The following is a 15,097-nucleotide window of genomic DNA, read 5'->3' as shown; positions in this document are numbered from 1 at the left end:
CTCTCCCCTTGTGGGAGAGGGCTACACCGCTGGTCGACACGAACTCGCTTCGGTGAGGGGTCCTCTCTCCACGTTCCCGATGCCGAGACAACCCCTCACCCGGCTGCGCTTCGCGCAGCCACCCTCTCCCACAGGGGGAGAGGGTACTGGGAGCGACCGCACCCCATGAACACCCAGTTCCTGATCCAGCTGATCGTCAACGGCCTCGTGGTCGGCACGCTCTATGGCGTGGTCGCGATGTCGTTTGTGCTGATCTACAAGGCGACGCAGGTCGTGAACTTCGCGCAGGGCGAATTGCTGCTGGTCGGCGCCTGGGTATGCTGGGCGCTGCTGACGAAGTACCAGGTGCCGTTCTGGGTCGGGATGCCGATCACGCTGGTGTTCATGTTCATCTTCGGCATCGCGATCCAGGTCGTGATCCTGCGGCCGATGATCGGCGAGCCGATCATCTCCGTCATAATGGTGACGATCGGCCTGTCGACCGTGTTCCAGGCGGCGCTGAAGTGGATCTTCGGCGTCAACCCGCAGCCGTTCCCGCGCGTGTTCCAGAGCCAGTCGGTCAGCCTGTTCGGGCTGCAGATCCAGACCGTCTATGTCATGAGCCTCGTGGTCTCGCTCGCCATGATGGTCGGCATGGCCTGGTTCTTCCGCGCCTCCAAATACGGCCTCGCGATGCGCGCCACCGCCTTCAACCAGCAGGTCGCGCAGTCGCTCGGCATCTCCGTGAAGAGCGTGTTCGCGATGGCCTGGGCGATCTCGGCCACCGTTTCGGCGGTTGCCGGCGTCGTGGTCGCCGTGGTCAACGGCGTGTCGTCCGGCCTCTCGGCCTACGGCATCAAGGTGTTTCCGGCGGCAATCCTCGGCGGGCTCGACTCGGTCGGCGGCGCCGTGCTCGGCGGCATCATCATCGGGCTGTTGGAAAACGTCGCCCAGTACGTCGACAGCGAGTATCTGCACTGGGGCAATCTCTACGAGATCGCGCCGTTCTACGTCCTGATCATCATCCTGATGATCAAGCCGTACGGGCTGTTCGGCACCAAGGACATCGAGCGGGTCTGATCAATGGCAACGAGCACCCTTATCCCGTCGGGCGATTTCCGCACCAGCTACGCGGCCGACACCACGATCTTCCCGACCGCGACCAGCCGCAACTTCGCGATTGCCGGCATCGCGCTCGCCTGCTTCGCGCCGATGCTGCTGTCGAATTACCTGCTCTCGATCGCGATCCAGATCGGCATCTTCGCGATCGCGGCCCTCGGCCTCAACGTCCTGGTCGGCTTCACCGGCCAGATCTCGATCGGCCACGCCGCGTTCTTCCTGTTCGGCGCCTTCACCTCGGCCTACATCTCCAACAACGCGCCGATCCCGGTGTTCTTCGCGATCCCCCTCGCCGGCGTGATCACGGCGCTGGTCGGCCTGGTCTTCGGCGTGCCGGCGGCGCGTCTGAAGGGGCTCTATCTCGTCATCGCGACGCTCGCCGCGCAGTACATCCTGCTCGACTTCTTCTCGCGTGCCGACTGGTTCTCCGGCGGCTCGGTGCCGGCCAGCGCCAATCCGTTCTCGATCTTCGGCTACACGCTGCGCGGCGACCGGCAGTATTTCTACGTCGTGCTCGCCTACATGGTGATCAGCTACCTGCTGGTCACCAATTTGATGCGCACCCGCGATGGCCGCGCGCTGGTCGCGATCCGCGACCACTATCTCTCCGCCGAGATCATGGGCATCAACCTGACCAAGTACCGGACGCTGTCGTTCGGGCTTGCCGCGTTCTTCGCCGGCATCGCCGGCGCGCTTTACGCGCATTATCAGCTGGTGGTCTCGCAGGAAGGCTTCGGCATCGAGCGATCGGTGCTGTTCCTCGCGATGGTGATCATCGGCGGCACCGGCTCGGTGATGGGCACGCTGATGGGCACGGCCTTCGTGGTGCTGCTGCCGGAATCGATGGAATGGCTGAGCGCCTGGCTGAAGGGCAGCGCGATCGACAAGGCGCTGCAGCTCAACAACAACATCACCTTCCTGCGCGAGATCGCGATCGGCCTGATCATCATCGGCTTCCTGATGTTCGAGCCTGACGGCCTCGCGCATCGCTGGCGGCAGATCAAGGCCTACTGGAAGCTTTACCCGTTCTCGCATTGACGCGTGGCACAACTCAAATTCGGTTCAACGAATAAGCAGGAGGAAACAAAAATGTCGGTTAGATCCCTTTTGAGCTCGGTCTCCCTTGCGCTGCTGATCAGCAGCGCGGCCGCCACCGCGCAGGCGCAGATCGCCATCGGCCATCTGCAGGACCTCTCGGGCGGCACTTCCGACGTCGGCACGCCCTACGGCCAGGGCGTCGCCGATACCTTCGCCTGGGTCAACAAGAACGGCGGCGTCGGCGGCAAGCAGCTCAGTGTCGACAGCAACGACTATGGCTATCAGGTGCCGCGCGCGATCGCGCTGTACAAGAAGTGGTCGGCGTCCGACGCCAAGGTCGCGGCGATCATGGGCTGGGGCACGGCGGACACCGAGGCGCTGACCGGCTTCCTCGCCCAGGACAAGATCCCCGACATGTCGGGCTCCTATGCTGCCGCGCTGACGGATCCCGAGGGCACCAGCGGCAAGGCCAAGCCCGCGCCGTACAACTTCTTCTACGGCCCGAGCTACTCGGACGCGCTGCGCGCCGAGCTGACCTGGGCGGCCGAGGACTGGAAGGCGAAGGGCAAGCCCGGCAAGCCGAAATTCGTCCACATGGGCGCCAACCATCCCTATCCGAACGCGCCGAAGGCCGCAGGCGAAGCGCTCGCCACCGAGCTCGGCTTCGAGGTGCTGCCGCCGCTGGTGTTCGCGCTGTCGCCCGGCGACTACTCGGCGCAGTGCCTGAGCCTGAAGAGCTCCGGCGCCAACTACGCCTATCTCGGCAACACCGCGGCCTCCAACATCTCGGTGATGAAGGCCTGCAAGACCGCCGGCGTCGAGGTTCAGTTCCTCAGCAACGTCTGGGGTATGGATGAGAACGCCGCCAAGACCGCGGGCGATGCCGCCGACGGCGTGATCTTCCCGCTGCGCACGGCGGTCGGGTGGGGCGGCAACGCGCCCGGCATGAAGACGGTGATGGAGATCTCGAAGATGTCCGACCCGTCAGGCAAGGTCTATCGCCCGGTGCATTACATCGCCGCGGTCTGCAGCGCGCTCTACATGAAGGAAGCGCTGGATTGGGCCGCCAAGAATGGCGGTGCCACCGGCGAGAACGTCGCCAAGGGCTTCTACCAGAAGAAGGACTGGGTGCCGGCGGGCATGGAGGGCGTCTGCAATCCCTCGAGCTGGACCGAGAAGGATCATCGCCCGACGACCAAGGTCGATCTCTATCGCGCCAAGGTGTCCGGCGCGACCGATGGCGACATCAACGACCTGATGGGCAAGGGCACGATCAAGCTCGAGAAGGTGAAGACCGTCGAACTGCCGCGCAAGCCGGAATGGTTCGGCTGGTGAGGTCGTAACTCAGGAAGTCGTCATTCCCCGCGAAAGCGGGGGATCCAGTACGCCGCGGCCTCTCGTTTGGTCTCTGGCGCCTCTGGAATACTGGGTCACCCGCCCGAGTGCGCAGTTGCGCACGAAACGCGGGTGGCCACAGTTGAAGGTGATCGAAGCATATGACTGAAACCGCAACAGCCACCCGCCCGGTGCCGACGGCCGTCCCGCCGCCGCCGCTGCTCAGCGTCAACAACATCGAGGTCGTCTATGACGACGTCATCCTGGTGCTGCGCGGGCTTAGCCTGGAAGTGCCGAAGGGCGCGATCGTGGCGCTGCTCGGCGCCAATGGCGCCGGCAAGTCGACCACGCTGAAGGCGATCTCCGGCCTGCTCAAGACCGAGGACGGCGAAGTCACCCGCGGCGAGATCCTGTTCGAGGGCCAGCGCATCAACGGCATCGATCCGGACAAGATCGTCCGCCGCGGCATCTTCCAGGTGATGGAAGGCCGCCGCATCGTCGCCGACATGACGTCGCTGGAAAATCTGCGGCTCGGCGCCTTCACCCGCCGTGACGGCGAGGTCTCCGCCGACATCGACATGGTGTTCAAATATTTCCCGCGGCTGAAGGAGCGCACCGGCCTCGCCGGCTATCTCTCCGGCGGCGAGCAGCAGATGCTCGCAATCGGCCGCGCGCTGATGGCGCGTCCGAAGATGATCCTGATGGACGAGCCGTCGATGGGGCTGTCGCCGCTGCTGGTCAAGGAGGTGTTCGCGATCATCAAGGAGATCAACCGCGATCTCGGCGTCACGATCCTGCTGGTCGAACAGAATGCCCGTGCCGCGCTGTCGGTCGCGAGCCATGGCTACATCATGGAACAGGGCAAGGTGGTGCTCGACGGCTCCGCCGACGAGCTGCGCGACAACGAGGATGTGAAGGAGTTCTACCTCGGCGGCGCCGGCGACCAGCGCAAGAGCTTCAAGAACCTGAAGAGCTTCAAGCGGCGCAAGCGCTGGCTGTGAGGATATCGGGCGTTTTCGGGCGGAGTTGCGTGTGCAGAAAACGCGTCAGACCAGGAAGGCGGTTCTATCCGAGCACCTGCTCGGCTTCAGTGACCGCGCAGAGCACATGGTAGAACGACGATGCCGGGATCGTGGCGACCAGCGACGTGCCGTCGCGGTCGAACTGGTCGTACCAGCCCCCTCGCACGGGATGGCTGAGATAATGCCGCTCCAGCAGCACGAGCGCCGCGCGCGCCTCGTCCGCCGCGCCGGCTTCGCCCGATTCGGCTTGCGCGGTCCAGGCCTTCGCCAGCTCGCTCTGCGGCCACAGCCGCCTGGTGTGGCGGCGGATGTTCCCCTCGGCGTCGCCCTCGTCGATCAGGCAGCCGGTGGCGGCGTCGCGATAGCGCAGCGCAGAGGCCAAGAGCTCGCCGCGCGGGCGCCCGGTGGGACAGCCGGTGATCCGTTCAAATCCCTTCAGCAGCCAGACCCATTCCGCAAGGTGCCCAGGCTCGACGCTGACCGGCGGGATCTTCGACCAGTCCTCCTCGAAATATTCGCCGAGCACCCGCGCCTGCTTGTCGTAGAGGTTGGCCAGGAACAGCGCGAAGAAATCGCCGGCGCGGTTCTGGAACGACAAATCATGCGTCGCGTCGAAGCAGGCGATCATCGCCTCGAACAGATGCATCTGCGGGTTCTGCCGGCGCGGCATCGACGGCGGCAGGCCTTCGTGGAAACCGCCATGAGGCGAGCGCAGCTGGGTGTCGAGGAACGACAGCAGCGTGTCGATCTCGGCGCGGATCTGGGCGTCCTGATCGAGGCCGTAGACAGTCGCCAGCGCGAGCAGCACGAAGGCATGGCCATAGGTGTCGCGCAGCGGGTCAAGCACGCCGCCTTCGGCCGTCAGGCTGTAGACGAAGCCCGGCCGGCCATCCGGCGCCTTGGCCTTGGCCAGCAGGTAGTCGAGCCCCTTCAGCGCGATCGCGCGGCCTTCGGGATACCAGCCCAGCTGCGCTGCCTTGGCGTAGCAATAGATCTGGCGCGCCTGGACCATGATCCGCCGCGGCGCGGCGTGATCGGCTGTCCCATCCTGGTGCAACCGCTCGACAAAGCCGCCGGCCGCGCTGTCCCAACCTGTGGTCGACCACAGCGGCAGCGCCTGGTCGACGATGCGGCGCTTCAACCGCGCGACGACATCGGCGGCCCCGTCCGCCGCAACGCTTTCTGCCTCAGCCATCGTGCTTCCTGGAACCGTCCCACTGTCAGCGGTCACCGTCTGATAGCACGGGCAGACCGGCACGCAACCTGCGCAAATCCTCTCAAGGACCCGCCAAGGACCCGCTATGACCGACCATTACGACGCCCTTGAAACGCGCGATCCGGCCGAGCGCGAAGCCGCCTTGTTCGCCACGCTGCCGGAGGTGCTGCGCAAGGCGATGGCGGCGCCTGCCTACGCCAACCTGCTGCGGGGCATCGATCCCGCCTCCATCACTGGCCGGGAGGCGCTGGCGGGGCTGCCGGTGCTGCGCAAGTCGGAACTGCCGGCCCTGCACAAGGCCGCCCCGCCGTTCGGCGGCTTCGTGGCCGACAAGCCCGGCACGTTTGCCCGCCTGTTCACCTCGCCCGGACCGATCTTCGAGCCGGAGGGCCGCCAGGCGGACGCCTGGCGCGGCGCGCGGGCGCTGTTTGCGGCCGGCTTTCGCGAGGGCGACGTCGTGCTGAACACCTTCAGCTATCACCTCACACCCGGCGGCTTCATCTTCGACGCCTCGGCGCGGGCGCTCGGCTGCGCCGTGATCCCGGCCGGCCCCGGCAATACCGAGCAGCAATTCGAGCTGATCGAGGCCTATCGCCCGGTCGGCTATAGCGGCACACCCGATTTCCTGAAGATCCTGCTCGATGCCGCGGCCAGCGCCGGCCGCGACGTGTCCTCGATCAAGCGCGCGCTGGTGTCGGGCGCCGCATTTCCGAAATCGCTGCAGGAGGAGATGAAGTCGCGCGGCGTCGAGGCCTATCAGGCGTTCGGCACCGCCGATCTCGGCCTGATCGCATTCGAGACGCCGGCGCGCGAGGGCATGACGGTCAATGAGGATTTGATCCTGGAGATCGTCAAGCCCGGCACCGGCGATCCCGTTGCGCCGGGCGACGTCGGCGAGATCGTGGTGACCTCGCTCGATCCGCATCATCCCTGGATCCGCCTCGCGCTCGGCGACCTGACCGCCGCCCTGCCCGGTGCGAGCCCGTGCGGACGCACCAATATGCGAATCAAGGGCTGGATGGGCCGCGCCGACCAGACCACCAAGGTGAAGGGCATGTTCGTGCGCCCCGAGCAGATCGCGGAAATCGGCAAACGCCATCCCGCGCTTGGACGGCTGCGTCTCGTGGTCACGCGCGCCGGCGAGGCCGACGCGATGACGCTGAAAGCCGAATGTGCCTCGCCCGCCAGCTCCCTGCAGGACGAGGTCGCGGCCTCGCTGCGTGCCGTGACCAAGCTCGGCGGTGCGGTCGAGCTGGTCGGCGCCGGCGCGCTGCCGAACGACGGCAAGGTGATTGTCGACGAGCGGTGATCCCACGCCCCCGCGCGGCCGAGTCCACATTGTCGCGCGCGGCATTGTGAACTATTGAGCGGGCTCATGCCGCGTGGAGACGGGATCATCACCTCATGAGCAATGTTTCAGGAGCTCAGCCGCGACGGCCGGCGGTTTTCTTCGACCGCGACGGCGTCCTGAACCGGGATATCGGCTACCTGTTCGAAAGCCACAAACTGATCTGGATCGACGGCGCGCGCGAGGCGGTGAAGGCCGTCAACGACATCGGCTATTTTGCGTTCGTCGTGACCAACCAGTCGGGCGTTGCACGAGGGCTCTACGAGGAGACCCACGTCCGGCAGCTGCACGACTGGATGGCGGACGAGCTCGGCAAGATCGGCGCGCATATCGACGCCTTCGAGTATTGCCCGTTCCACCCTGAAGGGACCGTGGAGCAGTATCGGCAGGTCAGCCACCGCCGCAAACCGTCACCGGGCATGATTAATGACCTGCTGGCGCGCTTTCCGGTCGACGTCGAACGGAGCTTTCTGATCGGCGACCAGCCGACCGATCTCGAGGCTGCGCGCGCGGCGGGGTTGACGGGCCACTTGTTCTCAGGCCCCAATCTGGAGCTATTTCTGAGGCCACTGCTGCAGCGAAGCTGAGCCGCAAGCTCAGCGCGAAGCCACGATCGCGATCAGAATTTTCGAACCAGCTCGATCACCTCGTCCTGCTGCTCGCGTGTGATCTCCGCAAACATCGGGATTGAGAGAATCCGGCCCTGATCGCGATGGGCGTTGGGAAACTGCTCCGGCCGGTGGTTGAACCGGGCATAGGCCGGCAGCAACGGCAGCGCGGTGGGATAGTTGATCGCGGTCTGCACGCCGTTGGTGTTGAGATGGGCGGCGAGCTCATCGCGGCGCGGATGCCTGATCGTATAGAGGTGATAGACGTGGCTGCGCGCCGGCGCGACCGCGGGCACCACCACATCCTCGATCTGGTTGAGGCCGGCATCATAGACCTCGGCCGCGGCCTGCCGGGCTTCGGTCCAGGCGGCGAGATGCGGCAGCTTGGCGGAGAGGATCGCGGCCTGCATGCCGTCGAGCCGGCTGTTGATGCCCTCGATATGGTGCTGGTGCTTCACCAGCCCGCCGTGGCGCGCCAGCATCGCCATCTGCTTCGCGAGCGCCGCATCGTTGGTGACGACCGCGCCGGCGTCGCCCATCGCGCCGAGATTCTTGCCGGGATAGAATGAATAGGTCGCGGCCTCGCCGAACGTGCCGACCATGCGGCCCTTGTAGCGCGCGAGATGGGCCTGCGCGCAGTCCTCGATTACCCAGAGCTTGTGCTTTTGCGCGATCGCCATGATCGCGTCCATGTCCGCGGGCTGGCCGTACAGATGCACCGGGATGATGCCGACCGTGCGCGGCGTGATCGCCGCCTCGATCGCCGCCGGATCGATCGTGAACGTCGCGTCATCGGTGTCGCAGAACACGACGGTGGCGCCGGAATGGGTGATCATCGCCGCGGTCGAGATCCAGGAATGCGCCGTCGTGATCACCTCGTCGCCCGGCTGCACCTTCAGCGCCCGCATCGCGAGGTGGAGCGCGTCGGTGCCGTTGGCGCAGGATACGCAATGCGCGACCTCCGCAGCCGCGGCGAATTCGCGCTCGAAGGCGTCGACATAACCGCCGCGGATGAAGGCGTTGTCGCGGATCACACCGGCGATCGCGGCATCGATCTCGCCCTTGATCGACTGGTATTGCAGTTGCAGGTCGGCATACGGCACAGCCATCGATATTCCCCTATTGGCTCGCCAGCAGCCGGCGCGCCGGATTGCCGGCGTAGGTACCGGGCGTCGTGATGTCCTTGGTCACCACCGATCCCGCGCCGATGACGACGTCGTCGGCGATCCTGACCGGCATGATCGTGGCGTTGGACCCGATCGACACCCGGTTGCCGATGACAGTCTCGCGCCACAGCTCCTTGCGGCCGCGCGCCGGACCGCCGGTCGAAAACGTGTCGTTGACGAACATCACACCGTGTCCGATGAAGCAGTCCTCGCCGATGGTGACGAGCTCGCAGACGAAGGCATGCGACTGCACCCGGGTGCGCGCCCCGACGACCACGCCCTTCTGGATCTCGGTGAACGGTCCGACGAAACAATCGTCGCCGAGCGTGCAGCCGTAGAGATTGCAGGGCTCGACGAGCTTGACGCGTTCGCCGAACGCGACATCACGCACACTGGCCTGATGCACTTCCGGCCGATTCACGAAACGACACCCAACCGACTTCGCCGCGGCGTGAAGCGGAGCGCAACTTCCTCGCCGGTCTCGATCGACTCATAGAGGGCCGAGATCAGCTCCAGGCTCTTGCGGCCCTCGAGCCCGTCGACCAGCGCGGCGCGCTGGTTCTCCAGGCAATCGACCACGTGATGGTAATAGGCCTGGTGGCCGAAGCCGTAGACGTTGGGCGGGTTGACCGAGAACTTCTCCACGACATCCTTGTCCGACGGCAGTTCGTCGACGAAGCGCCAGTGCCGGATCTGGTTGACCGCGAAGCCGGAAATCTCGACCGTGCCCTTTTCGCCGAGGATCGACAGCGAGCCCTCGAGGTCGGTCGGACGCGCCGCGGTGGTCGCCTCGATGATCCCGAGCGCGCCGTTGCGGAACTTGAGCGTTGCGACAGCCGTGTCCTCGGTTTCGATGTTGGCCAGCGCCGTCGCCGCGCGCGCATGCACGCTGACGACGTCGCCGAAGAACCACTCCAGCATGTCGACATGGTGGCTGGCCTGGTTGGTCAGCACGCCGCCGTCATAGGCCCAGGTGCCGCGCCAATCGTCCTGGTCGTAATAGGCCTGGTCGCGGCACCAGCGCACCCGCACCGTCCCAAGGATGAGCTTGCCGAAGCGGCCGGCATCGAGCGCCTCGCGCGCCTTGACCACCGGCACGTTGAAGCGGTTCTGCTTGACGATGAACATCTTGACGCCGGCCTCGTCGCAGGCCCGGATCATGTCGTCGGCGTCCTGCAGACGCAGCGCCATCGGCTTCTCGACCACGACGTGCTTGCCGGCCCTCGCACAGGCGATCACATGCGCGGGATGCAGCCCGCTCGGCGTCAGCACGGCCACCGCGTCGATATCCTTGCGGCCCAAGAACTCGTCCATGTCGTAATGGGCCGGGACGCCGAACTTCCCGGCAACCGCGTCAGCGCGCGCGCGGATCGGATCGCAGACCGCAACCAGGCTCGCTCCCGCGATGTGATTGCCACCCAGGAGATCGGAATGACGCTTGGCGATACGCCCGCACCCGAGCAGTCCAAATCTGATCATGCAAAGGCCCTGTCTTGTCTCGTGGCCGGCCATTGCAACCAGCCGAGGAGCCGAGGGAACAAGCGGCCTTGGGGGGCCGCGCGGTAACGTCCATTACCCGGAAAACTCGGGATTAGGCAAGGCCATGCGCCAAGCTCGCCGCACGGCTCGCGGCGTCATGGCGTCCGAGCCTGCGCAAACCGGCCAGTCCCGAAATCTGCGGCCTCAAACCAGCACATTTGGCTCAGGCGCCCGACTTGTTGCAGCTCCAATAGATGTCCAGTCCGCAGTACCGCGGAACTGGCGAGGCAAGGAGTTGAGGTCGTTTCCATCGTTGGAATGGCCGCTCCTGATCGGCGTTCTCAGGAGTAGCCTGAAAATTCGAAAATCCCGAACAGATTGTCCGCAGAGACTTGGCCGAGATGAACTCGGTCGCCGGCGCCAGCGAACCGTCCTGCGTTTTATCGTAGGCGCCCGTTTCGCCGTCGCGGAAGGTCCCGCGATAGCCTCCGATTTCACGCATCATATAGCGAAGCGCGCGCTTCGGCTCGAGCACGAACTGCCGATAGGAATAGGCGTAATAGACCATGCCGATGAGGCGTCCACCCGGCACCAGCAGCCGGCGGCAGGCCGCGATCGCGGCAGCGAGGTTGCCGGTATGATGCAGGCAGCCGATCGCGACAACCGCATCAAACGAATTGTCTGGAAGCGAGTTGCTGAGAATGCTGCCTTGAATGGCCCTGCCCTTCAGCCCGCTCTGCGCGATCCGGTGATTGACCATCGTGCACGGATTCGCAGCGATATCGAGGCCGGTGAAGTCCGCGCCGCTCTCCGCGATCTTCTGCGAGACGCTGCCGTAACCAAGTCCGATCTCGAGCACGCGCTTGCCGCGCATCGACTTCCAGTCGATGTATTTCTCGAGATACGGATAGAACTGGAAATAATTCTCGTCGTAGCGGCGCAGCGACTCCATTGAAGAATCGGTGATCCCCCATGACCGCGCGGCCGCCGAGCCGCACAACTCGTCCCAGAACGCCGCATTGGCGGCGTCGATCGCCTGTTGAGTTCCAGTCATTGCGGCCCCTACCTGCTTTAGCCAAGAAATGTGTCTCGACGCATCCGACGCCGAATATCCGGTATTGCTCGTTCTGCCAACAACCAAAGCCCCGCGGGGCCCGGAGCGCGCCTGCTATCCCAACCGCTGGGCCCGGTAGCCTCGCCGCAGAATCTCGTCCCACCAGGGCTTGTTATTGAGGTACCAATATACCGTCTTCCTGATGCCAGTCTCGAAACTCTCCTGCGGGTTCCAGCCGAGGTCCCGCTCGATCTTGGACGGGTCGATGGCATAACGGCGATCATGACCCGGACGGTCCCTGACGAACGAGATCAGGCGCTGGTGCGCGCCCGCCTCGGCTCCCGTCGCCTGATCGAGCAGTGCACAAAGCAACTCTACGACCTCGAGATTGGTTCGTTCGCTCCTGCCGCCGATATTGTAGGTGTCCCCCACTCTCCCGTGCTGAACAACGCGGATCAGCGCGTCCGCATGATCCTCGACATACAGCCAGTCACGGACGTGCTGACCATCGCCGTAAACAGGCAGCGCCTCATCGGCCAATCCCCGGATGATCATGTGAGGGATCAGCTTCTCGGGAAACTGATACGGTCCATAATTGTTGGAGCAATTTGTCACCAGCGTCGGCAGCTCGTAAGTCTCGTACCACGCACGTACGAGGTGATCGGAGCCGGCCTTGCTGGCCGAATAAGGCGAATTCGGCGCGTAGGGGCTCGTCTCCACGAAATGGCCATCGATCCCCAGGGTGCCGAACACCTCGTCCGTCGAGACATGAACGAGCCGGAATGCGTCGCGCTCGGCAGGCTCGGACGCGCGCCAGTAGCGGAGGGCCTCCTGCAGCAGCGTGAAGGTGCCCACGACATTGGTCTGAATGAAATCGCCGGGAGCGTCGATCGAGCGATCGACATGACTTTCCGCGGCAAGATGGATGACCGCCTGAGGCCGGTAATGATCGAACAGCCTGCGCAAGTCCGGGCTGTTGCAGATATCCGTTCTCGAGAGAACGTAGCGCTCGCTGCCGGCTGCCGACGGTATCGAGTGAAGGCTGGACGCGTAGGTCATCTTGTCGACATTGACAATCGAAGCGTCGGTGCAGTCCAGCAAACGCCGTATGACGGCAGAGCCAATGAAACCGGCTCCTCCGGTGACAAAGATCGTTGCTTTGCTAGGCAGCACTGGCCCCGACCTCAGTTCGACGGCTTGGAATTGGCAAACAGATCATAGATCGACAGAAGATACTCGCCATAGCTGCTCTTCGCATTGCGTAGTGCGGCGCTACGAAAGGCTTCAAGCGAGATGTAGCCGAGCCTCAGCGCGATCTCTTCCGGACACGCAATCCGCAGGCCCTGGCGCTGCTCGAGAATCTGGACGAAATGACTGGCCTCGACCAGCGAGGCGTGCGTGCCGGTGTCCAGCCACGCGAAGCCGCGCCCCAAAATCTCGACATGCAGATCGCCGCGCTTCATGTAGGCGCGATTGACGTCCGTGATTTCGAGTTCGCCTCTGGGCGAGGGCCTGATCGTGGACGCAATCTTCAGGACGTCGTTGTCGTAGAAGTACAGGCCCGTCACCGCGAGATTGGATTTTGGCCGGTGCGGCTTCTCCTCGATCGAGATCGCCCTTCCGTCCGCGTCGAGCTCGACGACACCGTAGTCCTGAGCCCGCTTGGCGACATAGCCGAAAATCGTAGCTCCCGAAGCTCTCGCGGCGGCGCGCGCCAGCATTTCGGGGAGCCCGTGACCGAAGAAGAGATTGTCGCCGAGGATCAGGGCGACGTCGTCGTCAGCGACGAAATCGCGCCCGATAATGAAGGCATCGGCGAGCCCCCGGGGATGATCCTGGCCGGCATATTCCAACTTGAGGCCGAAGTCCGAGCCATCGCCCAACAACCGGCGAAACAACGGCTGATCCTGGGGCGTTGAGATAATCAGAATTTCCCGGATGCCACTCAGCATCAAGGTCGACAGCGGATAGTAGATCATCGGCTTGTCGAATATCGGCAGGAGTTGCTTCGAAACCACGGTTGTCACCGGGTAGAGGCGCGACCCGGTACCACCAGCAAGAATGATGCCCTTCATCCAATCCGCCTGCGTAATTGTCCGGACAGCCTATCAGAGGTCGGTGGTTCGGCAAACGCGCTGTCTGGCAACCGGCACGTGGTCACGCCGAAGGCGCAAGCCGCAATTGCGTTCTTGGGCAGGAATAATAGAATGAAATACAAGCATAATTCTTGTCGTTCTACCCGTGTCGTGCCATGTCCCTGATCCAAGAGGCGGCATCGGTTGGCGATCGCGTGGGGTTGTCCGCCGAGCACGAAAACCGTCAGAGAGCCAATCCAAACGCACAGCCCGACACGGCGGTAGATGAGAATGAACGATCACGCAATTCAGCTGGCCCCTGGTTTCGGTTGGCGCCAGGCCAGACTTGCCCTGCTCGCCTATGCCCACGTCGCGGTGTGCTGTATTTCTCTGTATTGGATCACGGTCACCGAAGCCTTTCCAGGCATCATCGGTTTCGAAAAGTCGCATCTTGCAGCTGCGATCGTGAACGTCCTGGCGTTCAGTCCGATCCTGATCGTGTTCGCAATCGCTCGCTTCAGCTTCGGATACCTCGTCGGCTTCTACTTCTATATCATGGTGCTCGGATATCTCTGGCTGATCGAATTTTCGCTGCTTGATTACGATCACCGCCTGGCGCTCATCTCGATCGTGCTGTCGGCACTTGCGTTCCTCACCCCTGCGCTGCTCATCACCGCGCCTGTGCGGCAGGTCGTCGTGATACCGGAACGCGCCTTTCACATGATGCCGTCCGCCATCCTGCTCGTCTCAGCGGCCATCATCGGCATTGGCTCGCTGTACAATCTCAAGCTGGTCGACCTCTCGGAGATGTACAAATACCGCGCGGAGGTCGCGCTCCCGGGTGCCTTGCGATACGCGACCTGGATCGCCTCAAATGCCCTGCTGCCGCTCGCCTTTGCCTGCTTTGTCGCCAGCAAGCGGTTCTGGCAGGCAGGGATCGCGCTGCTTCTGATGGTTCTGTTCTACCCGATCATGTTGACCAAGATGGCGCTGTTCGCTCCGGTCTGGTTGTTGTTCCTCGCGCTCATCTGCAAGCTTGCCGAGGCCAGGATCGCTACGATCCTTTCGTTCTTCCTGCCTGTCCTGATTGGCGCGATCCTGTTCGTGCTGGTCAAGATCGGCCTGTTTCCGTTTAAGCCCGGACTGGTCTATTTCGGCACCGTCAACAACAGGATGATCGCGATCCCGTCGCTCGCCCTCGAGGTCTACAACAACTACTTCTCGGCGCACCCGCTGACCCATTTCTGCCAGATCAACGTGGTCAAGCTCGTGGTCCCGTGCGCCTACGACGAGCCGATATGGGCCGTCATGGCCAAAGCCTACGATCTCGGCTCCTTCAATGCTTCGCTGTTCGCCACCGAAGGAATAGCATCGGTCGGCCTTGTGCTTGCCCCACTGTCCGCGCTGGGCTGCGGCCTGATCATCGCACTCGGAAATCGCCTGTCGTCCGGCTTGCCGCCCCAATTCGTGCTGCTATCCGCCGGGCTCCTGCCGCAGGTTCTCCTCAACGTACCGCTTTCGACGGCGCTGCTGACCAACGGCACCGCGCTGCTTTTCCTGCTCTGGTACGTTGCACCGCGGTCGGCGTTCGACCGGAAAGCCGCATCAACAGTCGCCGTGAGCGAGCATTTGCAGGAGGCCCACGCCGGCTAGCGCTC

General features: G+C 64.0%; 14 protein-coding genes. 7 read left to right on the top strand and 7 right to left on the bottom strand.

The genetic code is table 11. The features are described 5' to 3' along the window. The first annotated feature begins 165 nt into the window (after positions 1 to 165). From BRSPCE3_RS19460 to BRSPCE3_RS19445, 4 genes are all read left to right on the top strand, one after another. On the top strand, positions 166 to 1,059 hold the full coding sequence (locus tag BRSPCE3_RS19460; RefSeq protein ID WP_244067704.1) for a branched-chain amino acid ABC transporter permease: 894 nt from the start codon (positions 166 to 168) through the stop codon (positions 1,057 to 1,059). A gap of 3 nt (positions 1,060 to 1,062) precedes the next feature. Continuing rightward, on the top strand, positions 1,063 to 2,136 hold the full coding sequence (locus BRSPCE3_RS19455) for a branched-chain amino acid ABC transporter permease (protein WP_244067703.1): 1,074 nt from the start codon (positions 1,063 to 1,065) through the stop codon (positions 2,134 to 2,136). Between the two features lie 51 nt (positions 2,137 to 2,187). Continuing rightward, entirely contained in the window at positions 2,188 to 3,471 is a 1,284-nt protein-coding gene (locus BRSPCE3_RS19450; protein ID WP_244067702.1) for an ABC transporter substrate-binding protein, read from the top strand. Positions 3,472 to 3,632: 161 nt separating this feature from the next. Then, a complete protein-coding gene (locus BRSPCE3_RS19445) occupies positions 3,633 to 4,472 on the top strand; it encodes an ABC transporter ATP-binding protein (RefSeq protein ID WP_244067701.1) in 840 nt (279 codons plus the stop codon). 64 nt (positions 4,473 to 4,536) lie between these two features. On the opposite strand, the gene BRSPCE3_RS19440 is transcribed toward BRSPCE3_RS19445, so the two are convergent. Further along, positions 4,537 to 5,688 carry an AGE family epimerase/isomerase gene (locus tag BRSPCE3_RS19440; RefSeq protein WP_244067700.1) on the bottom strand — a complete coding sequence of 384 codons (1,152 nt, stop codon included), beginning with the start codon at positions 5,686 to 5,688 and terminating at the stop codon, positions 4,537 to 4,539. Between the two features lie 106 nt (positions 5,689 to 5,794). Between BRSPCE3_RS19440 and BRSPCE3_RS19435 the strand changes: the two genes are divergently transcribed. Next, positions 5,795 to 7,018: a phenylacetate--CoA ligase family protein gene (locus BRSPCE3_RS19435; protein WP_244067695.1), complete on the top strand. Its 1,224-nt coding sequence runs from the start codon at positions 5,795 to 5,797 to the stop codon at positions 7,016 to 7,018. A 53-nt stretch (positions 7,019 to 7,071) separates the two neighbouring features. After that, positions 7,072 to 7,644 carry an HAD family hydrolase gene (locus BRSPCE3_RS19430; RefSeq protein WP_375709936.1) on the top strand — a complete coding sequence of 191 codons (573 nt, stop codon included), beginning with the start codon at positions 7,072 to 7,074 and terminating at the stop codon, positions 7,642 to 7,644. Positions 7,645 to 7,676: 32 nt separating this feature from the next. Here the strand turns inward: BRSPCE3_RS19430 and BRSPCE3_RS19425 are convergent, their stop codons facing one another. The 6 genes from BRSPCE3_RS19425 to rfbA form a co-directional block, all read right to left on the bottom strand. Beyond that, positions 7,677 to 8,774: a DegT/DnrJ/EryC1/StrS aminotransferase family protein gene (locus BRSPCE3_RS19425; protein WP_244067693.1), complete on the bottom strand. Its 1,098-nt coding sequence runs from the start codon at positions 8,772 to 8,774 to the stop codon at positions 7,677 to 7,679. 10 nt (positions 8,775 to 8,784) lie between these two features. After that, entirely contained in the window at positions 8,785 to 9,252 is a 468-nt protein-coding gene (locus BRSPCE3_RS19420; RefSeq protein WP_244067692.1) for an acyltransferase, read from the bottom strand. Continuing rightward, positions 9,249 to 10,310 (bottom strand): Gfo/Idh/MocA family protein, encoded by a 1,062-nt coding sequence (locus BRSPCE3_RS19415; RefSeq protein ID WP_244067691.1) that lies wholly within the window; start codon positions 10,308 to 10,310, stop codon positions 9,249 to 9,251. The genes BRSPCE3_RS19420 and BRSPCE3_RS19415 overlap by 4 nt, the downstream gene beginning before the upstream one ends. A gap of 223 nt (positions 10,311 to 10,533) precedes the next feature. Continuing rightward, entirely contained in the window at positions 10,534 to 11,451 is a 918-nt protein-coding gene (locus tag BRSPCE3_RS19410) for a class I SAM-dependent methyltransferase (RefSeq protein ID WP_244067690.1), read from the bottom strand. A 27-nt stretch (positions 11,452 to 11,478) separates the two neighbouring features. Continuing rightward, positions 11,479 to 12,537, bottom strand: coding sequence for a dTDP-glucose 4,6-dehydratase (rfbB, locus tag BRSPCE3_RS19405; RefSeq protein WP_375709929.1), 1,059 nt, complete (start codon positions 12,535 to 12,537; stop codon positions 11,479 to 11,481). Positions 12,538 to 12,548: 11 nt separating this feature from the next. Beyond that, on the bottom strand, positions 12,549 to 13,439 hold the full coding sequence (gene rfbA, locus BRSPCE3_RS19400) for a glucose-1-phosphate thymidylyltransferase RfbA (protein WP_244067688.1): 891 nt from the start codon (positions 13,437 to 13,439) through the stop codon (positions 12,549 to 12,551). 291 nt (positions 13,440 to 13,730) lie between these two features. On the opposite strand from rfbA, the gene BRSPCE3_RS19395 reads away from it, so the two are divergent. Continuing rightward, the gene (locus tag BRSPCE3_RS19395) at positions 13,731 to 15,092 is read left to right on the top strand and encodes a hypothetical protein (RefSeq protein WP_244067687.1); all 1,362 of its coding nucleotides are present in this window, start codon (positions 13,731 to 13,733) and stop codon (positions 15,090 to 15,092) included. The last annotated feature ends 5 nt before the right edge of the window (positions 15,093 to 15,097 follow it).

The organism is Bradyrhizobium sp. Ce-3 (assembly GCF_022835695.1).
Taxonomy (GTDB): domain Bacteria; phylum Pseudomonadota; class Alphaproteobacteria; order Rhizobiales; family Xanthobacteraceae; genus Bradyrhizobium.
Note: the sequence above shows the minus strand (reverse complement) of the source record. Positions and strands in the feature narration are given on the sequence as shown.